This is a genomic window from Nocardioides lijunqiniae (assembly GCF_015024225.1).
GTDB lineage: Bacteria > Actinomycetota > Actinomycetes > Propionibacteriales > Nocardioidaceae > Nocardioides > Nocardioides lijunqiniae.
Genome location: NZ_JACJGM010000028.1, coordinates 15,581 through 33,647 on the forward strand (window position 1 = coordinate 15,581; position 18,067 = coordinate 33,647).

Below are 18,067 nucleotides of genomic sequence, written 5' to 3' on the forward strand. Positions count from 1 at the left end.
ATGTCGAACCGCGCGAGCCGTCGGTCCCCCCGTCGATCCCTCCGTCGCTCCCCGGTGCAGCGCCTCCGGGCCGCGGCGGTGCTCCTCCTGGCGCTCGGAGGGCTGACGGCGGTGACCACCTCGACCCCGTCGAGCGCGTCTCCCCCACCGATCGCCCCCTGTGGTGCGGGGGGCAACAAGGTGGCCTGCGAGAACAGCCTGCCCGGCACCCCGTCGAGCGTCTGGGACGACTTCTACGGAGCCGGTGACGACACCATCCAGGGCTACTCCACCGACATCAGCGTCAACGTCGGCCAGCGGGTCGACTTCAAGATCGACACCGACGCGGCCGACTACGACATCACCATCTACCGCCTGGGCTACTACGACGGCGACGGCGCGCGCCGGATCACGACGGTCGCGCCCTCGGTCCCCCTGCCCCAGTCGCAGCCGGACTGCATCACCGACTCCACCACCGAGCTCTACGACTGCGGCACGTGGAAGGTCTCCGCCTCCTGGAACGTGCCCACGACGGCGGTCTCGGGGGTCTACATCGCCCACCTCGACCGCCCCGACACCGGCGGCTCCAGCCACATCACGTTCGTCGTCCGCGACGACTCCAGCCACTCCGACGTCGTCTTCCAGACCTCCGACACCACGTGGCAGGCCTACAACGACTACGGCGGCTCGAGCTTCTACCACGGTGGCGCCAACGGCCGGACGTTCAAGGCGAGCTACAACCGGCCGTTCGCGACCCGGGGTGGCAGCACCAACCACGACTTCTTCTTCTCGGCCGAGTACCCGATGGTCCGGTTCCTGGAGAAGAACGGCTACGACGTCAGCTACCTGGCCGGTGTCGACACCGACCGCCGCGGCTCGCTGCTCCTCAACCACCGGACCTTCCTGTCGGTGGGCCACGACGAGTACTGGAGCGGGGCGCAGCGTGCCAACGTCGAGGCGGCGCGCGACGCCGGCGTCAACCTGATGTTCCTCAGCGGCAACGAGATGTACTGGCGCACCCGCTACGAGCCCTCGGCCGACGCCGGCCACACGCCGTACCGCACCCTCGTGTCCTACAAGGAGACCTGGGAGAAGGCCAAGATCGACCCGGCGACCGAGTGGACCGGCACCTGGCGCGATCCCCGCTACGCCCCGAGGAGCGCGGGAGCGGGCCGCCCGGAGAACGCGGTGACCGGGACGATCTACATGTCGAACTTCACCGACCTGCCCGTCACCGTCAGCGCCGCCGAGGGCAAGACACGTCTGTGGCGAGGCACCAGTCTGGCCTCGATGACGTCCGGCTCCGCGGCCCTCGCGCCCCACACCGTGGGCTACGAGTCCAACGAGGACCTGGACAACGGCGAGCGGCCGGCCGGGCTGATCCGGCTGTCGACGACGACGGGCCACTCCCCGGAGTACCTGCAGGACTTCGGCAACACGACCGCGGCCGGGACGACGACGCACCACGTCACGATGTACCGGGCGCCCAGCAAGGCACTCGTGTTCAGCGCCGGCAGCATCCAGTGGAGCTGGGGCCTGGACGCCGAGCACGACTCCCCCTACGCCCCCGAGCCTGCCGACCGCCGGATGCAGCAGGCCCAGGTCAACCTGCTGGCCGACATGAGTGCCCAGCCCACCACGCTCGACAGCACGCTCTCGCCGGCGACCAAGTCCACCGACCTGACCGGGCCGACCGTCACGGTCGCCGCCCCGGCGGGCGGTGCGAGCATCGCCCACGGGGCGCAGACGACGCTCACGGGGACCGCGACCGACACCGGCGGCGGCCGGGTGGCCGGCGTCGAGGTCTCGACCGACGCCGGGCTCACCTGGCACCCCGCGAACGGCACCACGAGCTGGTCCTACGCCTTCTCGCAGTCTGGGATGGGCGCCACCGGGCTGCGCGTCCGCGCCATCGACGACAGCGCCAACATCGGCGCGACCGCGACCCGCACCGTCACCGTCACCTGCCCCTGCGGCGTGTTCGGGTCCACCGTGCCCGCGGTCGCCGCCGTCGACGACGCGGCCCCGGTGGAGCTGGGGCTGCGGTTCCGACCCACCGTCGACGGGTTCGTCTCCGGGGTCCGCTTCTACAAGGGCACCGGCAACGGTGGCACCCACGTCGGCTCGCTGTGGAGCGCCGCGGGCGAGCGGCTCGCCCGAGCCACGTTCACCGAGGAGACCGCGGCCGGCTGGCAGAGCGTGCGGTTCGCGACCCCCGTCCCGGTCACCGCCGGCCAGACCTACGTCGCCTCCTACACCGCCCCCCAGGGCCGCTTCAGCGTGGAGCCGTGGGCGTTCGCGGCGAAGGGCATCGACGCGGTGCCGCTACAGGTCGACGGCGGCTACGGCTCCGTGCCGGCCGGCGTCTACGCGGTCCCCGACCGGTTCCCGGTCAACAGCGCGCGCCACGCCAACTACTTCGTCGACGCGATGTTCACCTCGGTCGACGACTCGCCCCTGATCGCGACCGACCCGTGGCCGATCGCGGGCTCCACCAGCGTGCCGTCGTCCACGCGGGTGTCGGTCAAGCTCAACAAGACGGTCACGGCGAGCAGCGTCGCGCTCACGCTCAAGGACGCCGCCAACACCTCCGTGCCGGGTGCCACGACCTACGACAGCAGCACGCGCACCGCGACGTTCACGCCGACCTCGCCCCTCGCCGGGTTCGTCCGGCACACGGCGAGCGTGACCGCGACGGACACCCTGGGCAACCAGGTGTCGTCCGGCGGGTCCTGGTCCTTCACCACGGCCAGGCCGGCGAGCGCGCCCGGCGTGTGCCCCTGCACCCTGTTCGACGAGTCCAAGGTCCCGGCCCTGCTGGAGTCCAACGACCCGGGCCCGGTGACGCTGGGCACGAGGTTCACCTCCGACAAGGCGGGGACGGTCACCGGCATCCGCTTCTACAAGAGCGTCAACAACACCGGCACGCACACCGGCGCCCTGTGGACGGCCACCGGGACGCTGCTCGCCCAGGGCACCTTCACCGGGGAGTCGACGGCGGGCTGGCAGACCCTCACGTTCGACGAGCCGGTGCCGATCGCGAAGAGCACCCAGTACGTCGCGTCGTACCGCGCACCGGTCGGCCGCTGGTCGGCCGACCTGAACGCCTTCGGCGGCACCGACCTCGACCGTGCGCCGCTGCACGTCCTGCGCGACTCGGGCGCCTACACCTACGGCGCCGGGTTCCCGGGCTCGCCGTCCGCGTCGAGCTACCACGTGGACGTGGTGTTCGAGCGCGGAGCGCCGGCGATCGGCGTCGCCGGCCAGGACCCCGCACCCGGGGCGCTCGCGGTGCCGCGGACGACGCCGGTCAAGGTGTCGTTCACGGAGCCGATCGCGCCGACCGGCCACTCGATGCAGGTGAGCCAGGTGACGGGCGCGGGCCTCACCCCGATCGCGGGAGCGGTGACGCGCTCCCCCGACGCCACGACCCTGACCTTCACCCCGGCCTCCCCGCTGCCGGCCGACGCCGACATCCGCGTCGTCCTGTCGGGCGTGACCTCGACCGAGGGGGCGGCGCTCGCGACCCAGACCTGGACGTTCCGCACCCGAGGGCCCGACTCCCCCGACGCCCAGACCCTGTTCAGCGACGTGGTGCCCGAGACCCCGGCGGCGAACGAGTCGTCGCCGGTGGAGCTGGGCACCGTGTTCCGACCGACGAGGAACGGCCAGGTGACCGCCCTGCGGTTCTTCAAGGGACCCGGCAACGGCGGCACCCACACCGGCTCCCTGTGGAGCGCGACCGGTGAGCGGCTCGCCACCGTGACGTACGGCAACGAGACCGCGAGCGGCTGGCAGACCGCCACGCTGACCTCGCCGGTGCAGGTGAGCGCCGGCACGTCCTACCTGGTGTCCTACTACGCACCGCAGGGCCACTACGCGTTCACCCCGGGCTTCTTCACGAGTCCGTGGACCAGCGGGGCCCTCACGGCCCCCGCGGGCAGCAACGGCCGCTACCTGTACGGCGCCGGCGGTGGGTTCCCGACCGGCTCCTGGGCCTCCACGAACTACTTCGTGGACGTCCGGTTCAAGCCCGACGCCCCGACGGTGGGCATCGCCTCACGCGCGCCCGCGCCGGGTGCCGACGACGTGCCCCGCACCGCGAGGCCCGCGGTCACCTTCACCGCCCCGGTGGCCCCCGGAGGGTCGATGACGGTCACCGCGGGGTCGACCCCCGTCGCCGGCACGGCCCAGCTGTCCGCGAACGGACAGACGATGACGTTCACCCCGAGTGCCTCGCTGCCGGCCGCGAGCGACCTCACGGTGAGCCTCACCGGCATCGTGTCGACCGAGGGCGCCGCGCTCGGAGCGCAGTCGTGGACGTTCCGCACCGAGGCCGGCTCGACGGCCTTCGCGTCCCTCCTGGACGGCCAGGTCCCGGCGAGCCCCGCGGTCAGCGACGGTCAGCCGATCGAGCTGGGGATGGCGTTCACGCCGTCCGCGAGCGGCGCGGTCACCGCCATCCGCTTCTACAAGGGCGCCTCCAACACGGGCACGCACACGGGGTCGATCTGGACGACCGGCGGCGTCCGACTGGCGACGGTCACCTTCACCGGCGAGACCGCCTCGGGGTGGCAGACCGCCACCCTCGCGACCCCGCTCGAGCTCACCGCGGGCCAGACCTACGTCGTGTCCTACTACTCGCCGTCCGGGGTCTTCGCGATCACGCCCAGCTACTTCACCGGGCCGGTCACCGCCGGCCCGCTGTCGGCGCCCGCCGGCAACGGGCGCTACCGCTACGGCGCCGGGGGCGGCTTCCCGAACGGGATCTCGGGCGGCGGCAGCAACTACTGGGTGGACCTCGTCTACCGCCACCAGACGAACTGACGCGACCCGCCGCGCAGCTCCTCGGGGGCGTCTCCCCTATTTAGGGGAGGCGCCCCCGCAAACGCTCCGAGGGCCCTGCGGATGCTGAAGCGTGGGGCGCACGGAGAACCGCACCGCCGAGAACCTGGGGAGAGACGTGCAAGCTCAGACGAGTGCCCTGGCGGGCGCCGAGGTCGTGGTCACCGGCGGCGCCGGCTTCATCGGCAGCCACCTCGTGGACGCGCTGCTGGCCGCCGACGTGGCGAAGGTCCGGGTCGTGGACAACCTGGTCAACGGACGGGTCGAGAACCTTGCGTCGGCGCTGGAGGACCCCCGCACCGACCTGACGGTGGCCGACATCCGCGACCTGGCGGCGGTCTCACCGCTGCTGCGGGGAGCCGACGTGGTCCTGCACCTGGCCTGCCTGGGCGTGCGGCACAGCCTGCACGACCCGGTCGAGAACCACTCGGTCAACGCGGACGGAACCCTGGGCCTGCTGCAGGCAGCGCTGGCCGAGCGCGTCGGCAGGTTCGTGCACGTGAGCTCGAGCGAGGTCTTCGGCACCGCCCAGACCGTGCCGATGGACGAGCGGCACCCGACCTGGCCGGAGACGGTCTACGGCGCCTCCAAGCTCGCCGGGGAGGCCTGCGCCCGCGCCCACTTCCGCACCTACGGGCTCCCGGTCGTCGTCGTCCGGCCGTTCAACACCTACGGCCCGCGCAGCCACTTCGAGGGCGACAGCGGCGAGGTGATCCCGCGGACCATCGTGCGCGCGATGTGCTCGAAGCCGGCGCTGGTCTTCGGCGACGGCACCCAGACCCGCGACTTCACCCACGTCTCCGACACCGCCGCGGGGCTGCTCGCGCTCGCGACCTGCGACGAGGCCGTCGGTGAGACGGTCAACCTCGGGTCCGGCAGCGAGACCAGCATCAACGACCTGGTCGAGCTGATCCGCCGGTCGGTCGGCGGGGACGTGCCCGCGGCCGTCCACGCCGAGGACCGGCCGGGCGACGTCCGCCGCCTCCTCGTGGACGACACGCTCATGCGCAAGCTCACCTCCTTCGAGCCGCGGGTCGCCTTCGCGGACGGGATCGAGGAGCTGGTGGCGTGGTTCGCGCAGCGGCCCGAGTCGCCCGAGGCGATGCTCGCCATGATCGAGGACAGGAACTGGACCGCATGAAGACCGTCGCCACGGAGCTCGCCCTGCCGGGCGTCCGGCTCCTCGAGCTCGAGACCCACGAGGACCACCGCGGGTTCTTCTACGAGTCCTACAGCCGACGCACGTTCGACGACCTCGGCCTGGACCTGGAGTTCGTGCAGGACAACCACTCACGGTCCCGCGAGGGCGTCGTCCGCGGCCTGCACTACCAGGGACCGTCGGGGGCGCAGTGGCGACTGGTCCGCTGCACCGTGGGCGAGGTCCACGACGTCGTCGTCGACCTCGAGGTCGACTCCCCCACCTTCGGGCAGTGGCTGGCCGTCCGGCTCAGCGCCGAGAACCGCTCGCAGCTGCTGGTGCCACCGTCCTACGCCCACGGGTTCGCGGTGGTCTCGGAGGTGGCCGAGGTGCAGTACAAGTGCACCGGCCTGCACCGGCCCGACGCCGAGCGCGCCCTCGCCCACGACGATCCCGAGCTCGCGATTGCCTGGCCGGTCGAGCGGCCGCTCACCTCGGCGAAGGACGCCGGCGCCCCCTCCTTCGCCGCCTATCGCGCCGATCCCGACTTCGGGCCAGGGTGGTCCGAGCACAGGAGCCCCCGCCCATGATCCCCATCACCCGGCTCGCACTCGGCGAGGCCGAGGCCGCTGCCGCCGCCTCGGTCGTCCACTCCGGGTGGCTGATGAACGGACCGCGCACGGCGGAGTTCGAGCGCCTGGTGGCCGAGTACGTCGGCGCCGAGCACGCCGTGGCGGTCAGCAGCTGCACCACGGGGCTGCACCTCGCGCTGCTCGCCGCCGGGGTCGGCCCGGGCGACGAGGTCATCTGCCCGTCGTTCAGCTTCATCGCCACCGCCAACGCCATCCGCTACTGCGGAGCCGTCCCGGTCTTCGTCGACATCGACCCCCGCACCTACAACATCGACCCGGAGCTGGTCGAGGCCGCGATCACCGCGCGGACCCGGGCCGTCCTGCCGGTGAGCCAGATCGGTCTCCCGGCCGACATCCCCGCCGTCAAGGCGGTCGCCGCCCGGCACGGCCTCCAGGTCGTCGAGGACGCGGCCCCGTCCCTGGGAGCCACCGTCCACGGCCGGCGCCTGGGGTCCCTGGCGGACCTCACCTGCTTCTCCTTCGACGCCCGCAAGATCCTCACCACCGGTGAGGGCGGCATGGTGACCACGGACGACGCGCGTGCCGCGGAGCGGATACGTCTGCTGCGCGCCCACTCCGCCTCCGTCTCGACCGCCGACCGCGACCGGGCGCAGCGGGTGGTCCTGGAGACCTATCCCGAGGTCGGGTTCAACCACAAGATCACCGACATCCAGTCGGCCATCGGGGTCGTGCAGATGGGGCGGGTCGACGAGATCGTCGCCGAGCGCGAGCGACTCGGTCGTCGCTACGACGAGCTGCTCGCCGGGCAGGACGGCGTGGAGACGCCGTACGTCCCCGAGGGCTTCACCCACGTCTACCAGTCCTACAACGTCCGCCTGCGCACCGAGCGGACCCAGGAGGAGCTGATGGTGGCGATGCTGGAGCTGGGGGTCGCGACCCGCCGGATCTTCGCCATCCACACGCAGCCGGCCTACGCCGACCTGCCCTCGGTGCGGCTGCCGCACACCGACGAGGCAGCAGCCCGGACGGTGCTGCTGCCGATGTTCTTCGGCCTGACCGACGACGAGCAGGACCAGGTCGTCACCGCCCTCGAGAAGTGCCTGTGAGCACCACCAGCCAAGGAGAACCGTGATGTCCCGTGACCGTCTGGGTGTGGCCGTCGTCGGCGCCGGCTACTGGGGGCCCAACCTGGTCCGCAACTTCCTGTCGAGCGACGACTGGGACCTGGTCGCCGTGTGCGACCTCGACCCGGCCAAGGCACGCAGGCTCGTGCAGGACCTGCCCTTCGTGACCGTCACGGACTCGTTGGCCGAGGTGCTCGCGATGGGCGACGTGGACGCGGTCGCGATCGCGACCCCCGCCGCGACCCACCAGGGACTCGCGCTCGCGGCGTTGCGCGCCGGCAAGCACGTCCTCGTGGAGAAGCCGCTCGCCGACAGCACCGCCCGCGGCCGCGAGATGGTGCGCCAGGCGGAGCTGGACGGACTGGTGCTGATGGCCGACCACACCTACTGCTACACGCCCGCCGTCAGCAAGATCCGCGAGCTGGTGGCCGAGGGGGCGCTCGGCGAGATCCTCTTCATCGACTCGGTCCGGATCAACCTCGGCCTGATCCAGCCCGACGTCGACGTGCTGTGGGACCTCGCGCCGCACGACCTGTCGGTCTTCGACTTCGTGCTCCCGGGGGGCCTCGACCCGATCGGCGTCTCCGCTCACGGCTCCGACCCGCTGGGGGCCGGCAAGGCCTGCGTCGGCCACCTCAACCTGCCCCTGCGCAGCGGGGCGATGGCCCACGTCCACGTCAACTGGCTCAGCCCCACCAAGATCCGGCAGATGGTCATCGGCGGCTCTCGCCGCACGCTGGTGTGGGACGACCTGAACCTCGTGCAGCGCGTCAGCATCTACGACCGCGGCGTCGAGCTCACCGAGCGCCCCGCCGACGGCGAGGCGCGCGCCGCGCGCAACGTGGCCTACCGGGTGGGCGACACGTGGGCCCCGGCGCTCCAGGAGCGCGAGGCCCTCGGCGCCATGGTGGAGGAGTTCGCGGCGAGCATCCGCGAGGGGCGCGCGCCGCGCACCGACGGACGGGCCGGGCTGCGCATCCTCAACGTCCTGGAGGCGGCCGGAGCGAGCATGCGCGAGCACGGAGCCCTGGTGCCCGTGGCGGGCGAGCCGGCCGTCGCGCCCCCGGTGCGGGTCGCGACATGAGGCTCGTGCTGGTCGCCGCCAGCGGGCTCGCCCTCGAGGCGATCGCGGCCGTGCGGACCTTCGGCTACCTGGAGGACGCGGTGGTCCTCGACGACGACCCCGGCCGCTGGGGCACCGAGGTGGGCGGCGTGCCGGTCGTGGGCGGCCTCGCGGAGGTCCGCCAGCACCGGCAGCACCGGGTGCTGGTGTGCGCCGGGCGGGGCACGGCTCGCCGGAGCATCGTGGAGCGTCTCGCCGGTCTCGGCGTCCACGAGGACCGCTACCTCACGCTCGTCCACCCCTCGGTGTCGCTCCCCGCGGACTGCACCGTCGGTCGCGGCACCGTCCTGCTCGCCGGTGTCGTGCTCACCGCCCACGTCCGCCTGGGGGCGCACGTGGTCGTGATGCCGAACGCCACGCTCACCCACGACGACGTCGTGGCCGACTACGCGACGGTGTGCGCCGGCGCCGTGCTCGGCGGTCGGGTCCGGGTCGGCCCGACGGCGTACGTCGGCATGAACGCCTCCGTGCGGGAGGGTCTCACCGTCGGGGCGGGCGCCACGCTCGGCATGGGAGCCGCCCTCACCAGGGACCTCCCACCGGAGCAGGTGTGGGCCGGGGTGCCGGCCCGCCGCCTCGAGACGACGCTGGGGACCGGCCGCTCCTCCGCTCCCGACCGGCCGGGCGCGCGTGGCGCCCGAGGAAGGCACGTGCCATGACCATCCCCCTGGTGGACCTCGCCGCCCAGCACGACGAGGTCGCGGACGAGGTGAGCATCGGCCTGGCGGACGTCTTCCGCCGGACCGCGTTCGTGGGCGGCCGCGAGGTCGACGAGTTCGAGCGCCAGTACGCCGCCTACGTCGGCACCCGGCACTGCGTCGGCGTCGCCAACGGGACCGACGGCCTCGAGCTCGCGCTGCGCGCGGTCGGGGTGCGAGCCGGCGGCGAGGTGGTCCTTCCCGCCAACACGTTCATCGCGACCGCCGAGGCGGTGTCCCGCATCGGGGCGCACCCGGTGCTCGTCGACGTCGACGAGGACCACCTGCTGATCGACCCCGAGCGGGTGCGGGACGCGATCACGCACCGGACGCAGGCCGTCGTGCCGGTGCACCTCTTCGGCCAGACCGCGTTCGTCGAGCGCCTGCAGGCGGTGGCGGGTGACATCCCCCTCGTGGAGGACGCCGCGCAGGCGCAGGGAGCCCTGCGGCACGGCCGCCCGGCCGGCTCCCTGGGCGCCGTCGCAGCGACCAGCTTCTACCCCGGCAAGAACCTCGGTGCCGCCGGCGACGCGGGGGCGGTGATGACCGACGACCCGGACGTCGCCGCGACGGTCAGGGTGCTCGCCGCCCACGGGTCGCCGCGCAAGTACGTGCACGACGTCGTGGGGATGAACTCCCGCCTCGACACCGTCCAGGCCGTCTACCTGAGTGCCAAGCTCTCCCGACTGGAGAAGTGGAACGAGCTGCGCCGCGAGGCCGCCGCCCGCTACGCGGAGCTGCTGGTCGACGTGGCGGGGCTGCGACTGCCGCGGTCCGCCGAGGGCAACACCGACGTCTGGCACCTCTACGTCGTGCGGTCGCCGCACCGCGACCGCCTGCTCGCCGACCTGGGCGCCGCCGGCATCGGTGCGGGCGTCCACTACCCGACGCCGGTCCACCTGACCGGCGCCTACGCGCACCTCGGTCTCGGGCCGGGCAGCTTCCCGGTGTCCGAGCGGGCAGCCGACGAGATCCTGTCGCTGCCGATGTACCCACACCTGGCCGGCGACCAGCAGGAGCGGGTCGCCACCGCCGTGGCCGCCTCCCTGGAGGGCTGACGTGCGACTGCGTCGGCCGGTGGGGCTCACGTCGCGTCCCCGCGTCTCGGTGGTCGTGCCCTGCTACAACTACGGCCGGTTCCTCCCCGAGGCGGTGGCCTCGGCGCTCGACCAGGACCACGTCGACGTCGACGTGCTGATCGTCGACGACGCCTCGACCGACGACAGCCTCGCCGTCGCGCACCGGATCGCGGCCGCCGACGCCCGGGTGGACGTCCTGGCCCACGAGACCAACCAGGGCCACATCCAGACCTACAACGAGGGGCTCGGCAAGGTCGGCGGCGACTACCTCGTCCTGCTCTCGGCCGACGACCTGCTGGCGCCGAACGCGCTCACCCGCGCCACCGCCCTCATGGAGGCGCACCCGGAGGTCGGCCTCGTCTACGGCCACGCCCCGTCGTTCGCGGACGTGCCTCCCGACGTCGACCACCGTCCCCGGAGCTGGTCGGTGTGGGGCCCCGGCGAGTGGCTGGCCCCGCGCGCTCGTCGGTCGAGGAACCCGATCTACACGCCGACGGCGGTGATGCGCGCCGCCGCGTGGTCGGAGATCGGCGCCTACGACGCACGTCTCCCGCTGGGGGCCGACATGCTGCTGTGGTACCAGGCCGGAGCCTCGTGGGGGGTCGGGCGCGTCAACAACGGCGCCCAGGCGTTCTACCGGGTGCACGGCGCCAACATGCACCTCACGAGGTTCGCCGGGATGCACCGCGACCTCGTCGAGCAGCGCGAGGTCCTCCGGATCCTCTTCGACGACCCGCCCCGGGGCGTCGACCTGGACAGCGCGCTGCGCGACCGGGCCCACCGCTCGCTCGCGCGCCGGGCTCGACGGCTGGCCCTGGCCAGCCGCCGCGACCTCGCCGCACCCGACCAGGTCGACGCCTTCGTCCGCTTCGCCCAGGAGACGGAGGCCACCGCGACGGCAGCCGTCCCGCACCGCGCCGCGCGGCTCGCGGACGGGCTCCTCGAGCACCGGGCGGCGGCGTTCCCCCGGCGCGTCGAGGAGCACCTCCGGTGGCGGGTCTGGCGCCGGTACGGCCTATGACCACGCCCGGGACCCTGGGTGCGCGGGTCCGCACGGGCATCTGGTGGAGCGCGCTGAACAACCTGACGCTGCGACTGGGCACGTTGGTGACCGGCATCCTCCTGGCGCGTCTCCTCGACCCCGAGGCGTTCGGGGTGTTCGCCATCGCCCTCACCGTCCAGACCGCGCTGATGACCCTCAGCGAGCTCGGGCTGGCGGCCGACCTGATCCGCCACGGCGACGTCGACCGACGAGGGCCCACGATCGCCACCCTCTCCCTGGTCTCGTCCGGCTTCCTGACGGTCGCGGTGCTGCTGGCCGCACCGGCCTTCGCGGACTTCTTCGCCGCCCCGGAGGCCACCGCGGTCATCCGCGTGATGGCGCTGACGCTGCTCCTCGCCGGCATCGGGGTGGTGCCGTTCGCCCGCCTGCAGCGAGACCTGCGGCAGCGCGAGCTGTTCCACATCGAGCTGGTCGCCTTCGTGCTGTCCACCGGCCTCGCGCTCGGGCTGGCCGTGGCGGGCTGGGGCGCGATCTCGATCGCGATCGGACGGCTGGTCTCCCAGACGGCGGTCGTGGTGCTGCAGTTCGTCCTGACACGCACCCGCCCGCGGGTCGGGTGGGACCGGTCCGTCGCATGGTCCGGGCTCCGCTTCGGCCTGCCGCTCTCCCTCGCCGGGCTGCTGTCGCTGGGGCTGCTCAACGTCGACAACGTGGCGGTCGGCCGTCTCGGGGGCGTGACCGTGCTCGGCCTCTACAGCATCGCGTTCAACCTGTCGTCGTGGCCGAGCTCGATCGTGGGGACGGCGATCCGGGCGGTCGCGATGCCGGCGTTCGCCGAGATCCACCGGAGCGGGACGGGTGACGCGACGGCCACCCTGGCGCGCGCCTGCGGCCTGACCTGGGCCGTGGCGGTCCCGATGTCGGTCGGCCTCGCCGTGCTGGCCCACCCGGTGGTGACGATCCTGTACGGCGAGCGGTGGGCGGCCGCCGCGACGGCGCTGGTCTGGCTTGCCCCGCTGGGGGCGCTGCGGATCCTGATCGACGTCTGGGTGGCCTACCTGACCGCGCACGGACGCTCGCTCCTGCTGCTGAGCTGCCAGCTGCTGTGGTTCCTGTCCCTGGTGCCCGCGATGTGGTGGGCGGTCCAGGGGCGGGGCCTGGCCGGCGCCGGCCTCGCCCACGTCGCGGTCGCGTCGCTCGTCGCGGTCCCCGCCTTCCTCGTGGCGCTGCGGATCGCCGGCGTCGGCAGCGGCCCGGTGGTCCGCGCCCTGGGGGTCCCGATCGCCGCGGCGGTGCCGACCGTGGGCGTCGGCGTGCTGGCCGTGGCGGCGCTGGACGACCCGTGGCTGCAGCTGAGCGTCGCCGGGCTCGCCATGTCCGGCGTCTACGCGCTCGCGGCCGGTCCGCACCTGCGGCGGCTCACCCTCGACGACGTCCCGGCGGACCGGTCCCCTCCCCCGGCGACGGCGAGCACCGTGGGGAGCCACCGTGCTGCCTAGCGCCTCGGAGGCGGCCCGGGCCGCGGTCGGTCGCTACCGGGCCCACCGCGAGCGGCGATGGCGACGGGTCCCCGAGATCCGGGTGCACGCCCCCCGAGGCACGCCGACGATCTACTACCTCGTGCCGGACGTCGACACCCCGCACGGCGGGGTGCGGGTCGCCTACCGTCACGTCGACCTCCTCAACGCCCTCGGCCTGCGGGCCGCGGTGCTGCACACGGCACCCGGGTTCCGCGCGACCTGGTTCGCCCACACGACCCCGGTCGTCGACAGCCGCCGGCTGCGCTTCGGGGCCGAGGACCTGCTCGTCGTGCCGGAGGTCTACGGGCCCTCGATGCGCCACCTCGATCCCGAGATCCGGGTGCTGGTCTTCAACCAGGGCGCCTACCTCACCTTCGACGCCCTCGACCTCGAGACCACGGCGCCCGGCTCGCCGTACGAGGACCTCGGCCGGCTCGAGGGGATCATGACGGTGTCGCGCGACAGCGCCGAGCTGCTGGCGATGTCCTTCCCCGGCGTGCCCGTCGACGTCGCCCGGCCCGTCGTCGACGGGCGGCTCTTCCACCCCGGCCCCGTGCCGGACCGGCGGGAGTTCGCCTACGTCCCGACCCGGCGCGCCCAGGAGCGGAACCAGGTCCTGCACATGCTGCGCGCCCTCCGGGTGGGGTGGCAGCCGGTGCCGCTGACCGGCATGTCCGAGGCCCAGGTCGCCGAGACGCTGCGCCGGGTCCCGCTCTTCGTCAGCCTCAGCGACCGCGACGGCTTCGGCCTCCCGCCCGCCGAGGCCATGGCGTGCGGCAGCTACGTCGTGGGCTACCCGGGCGGCGGCGGGGAGGAGTTCTTCGACCCCGGCTACTGCAGCCCCGTGAGGTCGACCGCCCAGCTCGTGCGCGAGCTGCAACGGGTGATGGGCCTGCCGTTGGACACGCTCGCGGCCACGGGGCGCCGCGCGTCCGCGTCCGTGCTGCACCGCTACCACGAGGACGGGCTGCGCGAGGACCTGCTGCGGATCTGTGCGCCGTTGATGTCGCAGTCCTGAGAGCCGTCGACCCTACGTGGGGACGGGTCGGCCGCGGGGTCGCGAACGGCGCAGGATCGACCCCGTCCACGGCAGCTGCGCCGGCCTGCGGGACCGGCGCACCAGGGCCTCCGCGGCTCGCCGCGCCTCCGCGTCACCCCCGAGGGACCGGCCGGTCTCCCGGACGACGGCGAGCAGGAGGAAGAGGAGGCTGGCGGCCGCGCCGTGGCGGCGCCGGTAGAGGCGCACGCGGTTGACCGCCTGCATCGCGTACAGCTCGGGGCTCTGCCCGGAGGCGGCACCGATGTGCATGGCGAGGGCGCGGGGCTCGACGTAGGTCAGGAGACCGTGGTCGCGGGCGCGCAGGCACAGGTCGGTCTCCTCGGAGTACATGAAGAAGGACTCGTCCAGGCCGCCCACGACGTCGTAGCAGTCACGGCTGACCAGCATCACCGCCCCGGTCGCCCAGTCGACGGGGTGGCGACCCGCGTAGGCCGCGTCGTCGGTCACCACCTCGCTGAGCACCGGCCACCGCGACTCCCCGAGGCCGATCGAGCGTGGCAGGGACGGCTCGCGTCGCAGCGACCGGGCGGTGACGCCGTCCTGACCCTGCACCTGCGGCACGACGACGCCGGCGCCGGTCTCCTCCTGCGCCCGGACGAGCAGCTCGAGGCAGCCGGGCTCGAGGACGCAGTCGGGGTTGAGCATCAGGACCGGGCCGCTCCCACCGGCAGCCGCGACCCCGCGGTTGAGGCCGGCGGCGTAGCCGTCGTTGGGGGCCCGCACCAGCTGGGCGTCGGCCCGGTCGGCCACCACCGCGCAGGTGTCGTCGACCGACGCGTTGTCGACGACCACGGTGCGCCACGGCAGGACCCCTGCCGCAGCCGGAAGGCTGTCGAGCAGGGGCCCGATCGTGCGCGCGCTGTTGTACGTCACGATGACGACGTCGACGCGCTGGCTCACGGCGCGATCCTACGAGCGGATCGCGGACGCTGCAGCCGATCAGCCGCCGGGGACCACCGGCCGGCCGGTGGCGTCGTCGACGTTGCCGACCCACTCGACCAGGGCCTGGCGCAGCAGGCCGTAGCCGTAGTAGCCCTTGCCCATCCGGTTGTGGGCGTAGCGGACGCCGACGATGGTGTCGACCAGGGAGAAGTTGCCGTCGGCGTAGACCGTGTAGCCGCCGCCGAGGAGACGGTTGCGCTCGACCACCACGTTGCGGATCGGCCCGAAGTAGTTGTCGACCATGACCGCGGACGTCTGGGTGTGGTTGGACATGTCCACGGTGGTGCCGGTGATGCGCACGTCACTCTGTCCACCGTCGATCTGGATGCCGTCGTAGTGGGGCGCACCCGGGGCATCCAGGTCGTGGATGTAGGAGTCGCGCATCACCGAGCCGGAGCTCGGGACCAGGCCGTTCTCGGTGCCCTGGATGTCGACGCCGACGAACGTGCCGGGACCGACGATGCCGGAGGAGCCCTCGCTGCCCTCCATCCCCAGACCGTCCACCTCGACGTTCTCGAACCGCACGTTCCTCGCGCTGTTGGCGATGGTGACGACCCAGAAGGCACTGCCGCGCACCCGGGTGTTCCGCACGGTGACGTTCGAGGCCTTGACCGTGAGCGTGCCGGCGATGTCCAGCCCGTCGACGACCGCGCCGTCCTCGGTGACGGTGAGGCTCCGGGAGGCGGTGAGCCTCGTGCCCGCCGGCACTCCCGTCGAGGCGGCGTCCCCGTAGCCGCCCGGCACCGGCGCCGGCTCCGGCGTCGGATCGGGGGTCGGCTCGGGCGTCGGCTCCGGGGTCGGCTCCGGGGTCGGCTCCGGGGTCGGGGTCGGCTCGGGCGTCGGCTCGGGGCTGGGCTCGGGGCTGGGCTCCGGCGTCGGCTCCGGCTCGGGCGTCGGCTCCGGCTCGGGAGTGGGCTCGGGCGTCGGGGCCGGCGTCGGGACGGGGCTCGGCGTGGGCGCCGGCCACCACCAGCAGTGACGGCGGCGCGGCCAGCAGTGACGGCGCGCGTCCGACCGGGTCTCGGCCGACACGCGGCGCTCGGCGACCGAGGACCGGTCCGAGGACCCGTCGGGTGCGGCGCCGACGGGCGCCGCCGCCCAGAGCGAGGCGGCGACGATGCTGGCGAGCGCGGCACGGCGCGCCCGGGAGAACGTGGTCATGTGGTGACTCCGAGGGGGTGTGTGGGTGTCACGCGGTGCCCCCACCCGCGACGTACGACCCCGTGCCGCCTGGTGGCGACGAGCCGCGAGGACCGACCCGGTGGGCGGCTTCCTGCGGCAGCAGGATCATGGGCAGGCTGCCCTGGTGGTTGCTCCAACGAACCCGCTCGGACGGGAGAGCGCAAATTGCCGGACGGGGCGCGATCGTCCCTCCGATCGGCGGCAACAGGCGTGTCACCAGGGCAAACGCGAACCCGGCACGGGTGCTTCTCGGCACCGATTTACCCAATGTTGAGGACGCCGGCTCAGCGCTCCCCCGCGGGCTGCGCCGGGCCCAGGTCCGCGACCGCGACCGCGGCGGGGGGCGGGAGCCCGGGCGCCGGCGGACCCGCCCGGCGGGCGGCGTGGGTGGTCAGCAGGTCCCGCCAGGCCGCCCACGAGCGCCGGGTGAGGAACGGTCGCTCGAAGACCAGGTGGAAGAGCCAGCACGTGACCAGCACGATCGGTCCCGCGGTCGCCAGCAGCAGGGCCAGCCTGGCGCCCGGCGAGAGCTCGGGCCGCGAGACCCCGAAGTGCCACACCAGCCACAGGATCGGCGCGTGGACGAGGTAGATGCTGTAGCTGTAGGCGCCCACCCCCACCAGCACCCGGCTGCCGAGGAGCCGCGCGGCCGCGTGACCGCGCCCGACCGCCAGCGCACCGATGGCTGCGGCGACCGCCGCGCCGACGAGGAGGTCGACCCAGAAGAAGTGGTCCACGACCCACACGGAGCCCTGGGCGCGGCACAGGGCGATGAACGCCACGGCCAGCACGACGCCGACGGGGAGCAGGACCCGGGTCCACCGGAGGTCGGCGGCCGGACGGAGCAGGCCCGCGGCCAGCACGCCCATCGCGAACAGCGCGATGTACTGCGGCGTGATGTTCAGGAAGCGCTCGAAGGGGCTCAGGCTCACGGCGAGCAGGTAGCCCGCGAGCACGAGGAGGAGGGTGCCCGCGAAGGTCCGGCTCATCCCCAGGCGACGCGACAGGTACAGCATCACGGGGAACAGGAAGTAGATCTGCCACTCGACGGCGATCGACCAGAAGGCGCCGTTCGGCTTCGCGCTGTCGACGACGTCCTGGAGCATCACGGCGTGGACGACGATCGCCTTGAGGTCCACCGCGTCCCCGGTCCGGTCGGCCGTCACCACCCCGAACACCACGCACGAGAGGGCCAGCGCCGCCCAGTACGTCGGGAGGATGCGCCATCCGCGGCGGGCGATGAACTGCGCGCTCGACCCGGGCAGGTGCAGGTCGCGGCGCATCGGGGCGATCGCGAGGGAGAACCCCGAGACGACGATGAAGACCGAGACGGCCATGTGCCCGTAGAGCATCCATCCCAGCCAGGAGGGCCCGACGTTGCGGGGGAAGCCGGGGTAGGCCAGGAGCCAGGAGTGGTGGACGACCACGAACATCGCCGCGACCGCCCGGATCCCGTCCAGGTAGTCGAAGCGTGCGGGGACGAGCCGTCCGGCCTCGTCCGCCGGCAGCGGCGTGGCCGCGCTCGCTCGTCCGATCCCTGTGGCCACGCGGCACCCTGTCCCTCTGCCCGTCCCCCAGCCGGTCCGCCGACCCGGCGGACCCTGAGGCTCGAGCGAGACGCTACGGCGGACGCACCCGCAGGGTCCGGCGTCCGTGCGGCGCTTAGACAATTTTGGGGATGTCGAGGCCGTTGCGCCGGCTCGCCGGGGGCCGCGCCGGAGACTGGGCGACGAGCGCAGCCCCGTCGGGCCGCCTCGACACCATCGGCGAGCGAGGGGATC

At 73.4% G+C, this 18,067-nt stretch carries 13 protein-coding genes; 10 read left to right on the forward strand and 3 right to left on the reverse strand.

Features of this window, described 5'->3' with window-relative positions; genetic code table 11:
- Positions 1-54: 54 nt before the first annotated feature.
- The 10 genes from IRQ30_RS16360 (at position 55) to IRQ30_RS16405 (ending at position 14,120) form a co-directional block, all read left to right on the forward strand.
- Positions 55-4,806 carry a DUF4082 domain-containing protein gene (locus IRQ30_RS16360; protein ID WP_338089755.1) on the forward strand — a complete coding sequence of 1,584 codons (4,752 nt, stop codon included), beginning with the start codon at positions 55-57 and terminating at the stop codon, positions 4,804-4,806.
- A 136-nt stretch (positions 4,807-4,942) separates the two neighbouring features.
- On the forward strand, positions 4,943-5,965 hold the full coding sequence (locus tag IRQ30_RS16365) for a dTDP-glucose 4,6-dehydratase (RefSeq protein WP_338089756.1): 1,023 nt from the start codon (positions 4,943-4,945) through the stop codon (positions 5,963-5,965).
- The gene (rfbC, locus tag IRQ30_RS16370; protein WP_193614055.1) at positions 5,962-6,552 is read left to right on the forward strand and encodes a dTDP-4-dehydrorhamnose 3,5-epimerase; all 591 of its coding nucleotides are present in this window, start codon (positions 5,962-5,964) and stop codon (positions 6,550-6,552) included. Before IRQ30_RS16365 ends, rfbC begins: the two co-directional genes overlap by 4 nt.
- Positions 6,549-7,661 (forward strand): DegT/DnrJ/EryC1/StrS family aminotransferase, encoded by a 1,113-nt coding sequence (locus IRQ30_RS16375; RefSeq protein ID WP_193614056.1) that lies wholly within the window; start codon positions 6,549-6,551, stop codon positions 7,659-7,661. Before rfbC ends, IRQ30_RS16375 begins: the two co-directional genes overlap by 4 nt.
- A 25-nt stretch (positions 7,662-7,686) precedes the next feature.
- On the forward strand, positions 7,687-8,763 hold the full coding sequence (locus IRQ30_RS16380) for a Gfo/Idh/MocA family protein (RefSeq protein ID WP_193614057.1): 1,077 nt from the start codon (positions 7,687-7,689) through the stop codon (positions 8,761-8,763).
- Positions 8,760-9,461 (forward strand): NeuD/PglB/VioB family sugar acetyltransferase, encoded by a 702-nt coding sequence (locus IRQ30_RS16385; RefSeq protein WP_193614058.1) that lies wholly within the window; start codon positions 8,760-8,762, stop codon positions 9,459-9,461. Before IRQ30_RS16380 ends, IRQ30_RS16385 begins: the two co-directional genes overlap by 4 nt.
- Entirely contained in the window at positions 9,458-10,558 is a 1,101-nt protein-coding gene (locus IRQ30_RS16390) for a DegT/DnrJ/EryC1/StrS family aminotransferase (RefSeq protein ID WP_193614059.1), read from the forward strand. The genes IRQ30_RS16385 and IRQ30_RS16390 overlap by 4 nt, the downstream gene beginning before the upstream one ends.
- Position 10,559: 1 nt before the next feature.
- Positions 10,560-11,600: a glycosyltransferase gene (locus IRQ30_RS16395; RefSeq protein ID WP_193614060.1), complete on the forward strand. Its 1,041-nt coding sequence runs from the start codon at positions 10,560-10,562 to the stop codon at positions 11,598-11,600.
- On the forward strand, positions 11,597-13,081 hold the full coding sequence (locus IRQ30_RS16400; protein WP_193614061.1) for an oligosaccharide flippase family protein: 1,485 nt from the start codon (positions 11,597-11,599) through the stop codon (positions 13,079-13,081). The genes IRQ30_RS16395 and IRQ30_RS16400 overlap by 4 nt, the downstream gene beginning before the upstream one ends.
- Positions 13,071-14,120: a glycosyltransferase gene (locus IRQ30_RS16405; RefSeq protein WP_193614062.1), complete on the forward strand. Its 1,050-nt coding sequence runs from the start codon at positions 13,071-13,073 to the stop codon at positions 14,118-14,120. The genes IRQ30_RS16400 and IRQ30_RS16405 overlap by 11 nt, the downstream gene beginning before the upstream one ends.
- Positions 14,121-14,132: 12 nt before the next feature.
- Here IRQ30_RS16405 and IRQ30_RS16410 read toward each other — a convergent pair whose 3' ends face one another.
- From IRQ30_RS16410 to IRQ30_RS16420, 3 genes are all read right to left on the reverse strand, one after another.
- On the reverse strand, positions 14,133-15,062 hold the full coding sequence (locus IRQ30_RS16410) for a glycosyltransferase (protein ID WP_193614063.1): 930 nt from the start codon (positions 15,060-15,062) through the stop codon (positions 14,133-14,135).
- A gap of 39 nt (positions 15,063-15,101) precedes the next feature.
- Complete coding sequence (locus IRQ30_RS16415; protein WP_193614064.1) at positions 15,102-16,265, reverse strand: right-handed parallel beta-helix repeat-containing protein; 1,164 nt, start codon at positions 16,263-16,265, stop codon at positions 15,102-15,104.
- Between the two features lie 305 nt (positions 16,266-16,570).
- Positions 16,571-17,833: an acyltransferase family protein gene (locus tag IRQ30_RS16420; protein ID WP_193614065.1), complete on the reverse strand. Its 1,263-nt coding sequence runs from the start codon at positions 17,831-17,833 to the stop codon at positions 16,571-16,573.
- Positions 17,834-18,067 lie beyond the last annotated feature (234 nt).

Coding starts and splice junctions, on each gene's coding strand:
- rfbC (WP_193614055.1), top strand. CDS start 5,962: ATGAAGACCGTCGCCACGGAGCTCGCCCTGCCGGGCGTCCGGCTCCTC.
- IRQ30_RS16375 (WP_193614056.1), top strand. CDS start 6,549: ATGATCCCCATCACCCGGCTCGCACTCGGCGAGGCCGAGGCCGCTGCC.
- IRQ30_RS16380 (WP_193614057.1), top strand. CDS start 7,687: ATGTCCCGTGACCGTCTGGGTGTGGCCGTCGTCGGCGCCGGCTACTGG.
- IRQ30_RS16385 (WP_193614058.1), top strand. CDS start 8,760: ATGAGGCTCGTGCTGGTCGCCGCCAGCGGGCTCGCCCTCGAGGCGATC.
- IRQ30_RS16390 (WP_193614059.1), top strand. CDS start 9,458: ATGACCATCCCCCTGGTGGACCTCGCCGCCCAGCACGACGAGGTCGCG.
- IRQ30_RS16400 (WP_193614061.1), top strand. CDS start 11,597: ATGACCACGCCCGGGACCCTGGGTGCGCGGGTCCGCACGGGCATCTGG.
- IRQ30_RS16415 (WP_193614064.1), bottom strand. CDS start 16,265: ATGACCACGTTCTCCCGGGCGCGCCGTGCCGCGCTCGCCAGCATCGTC.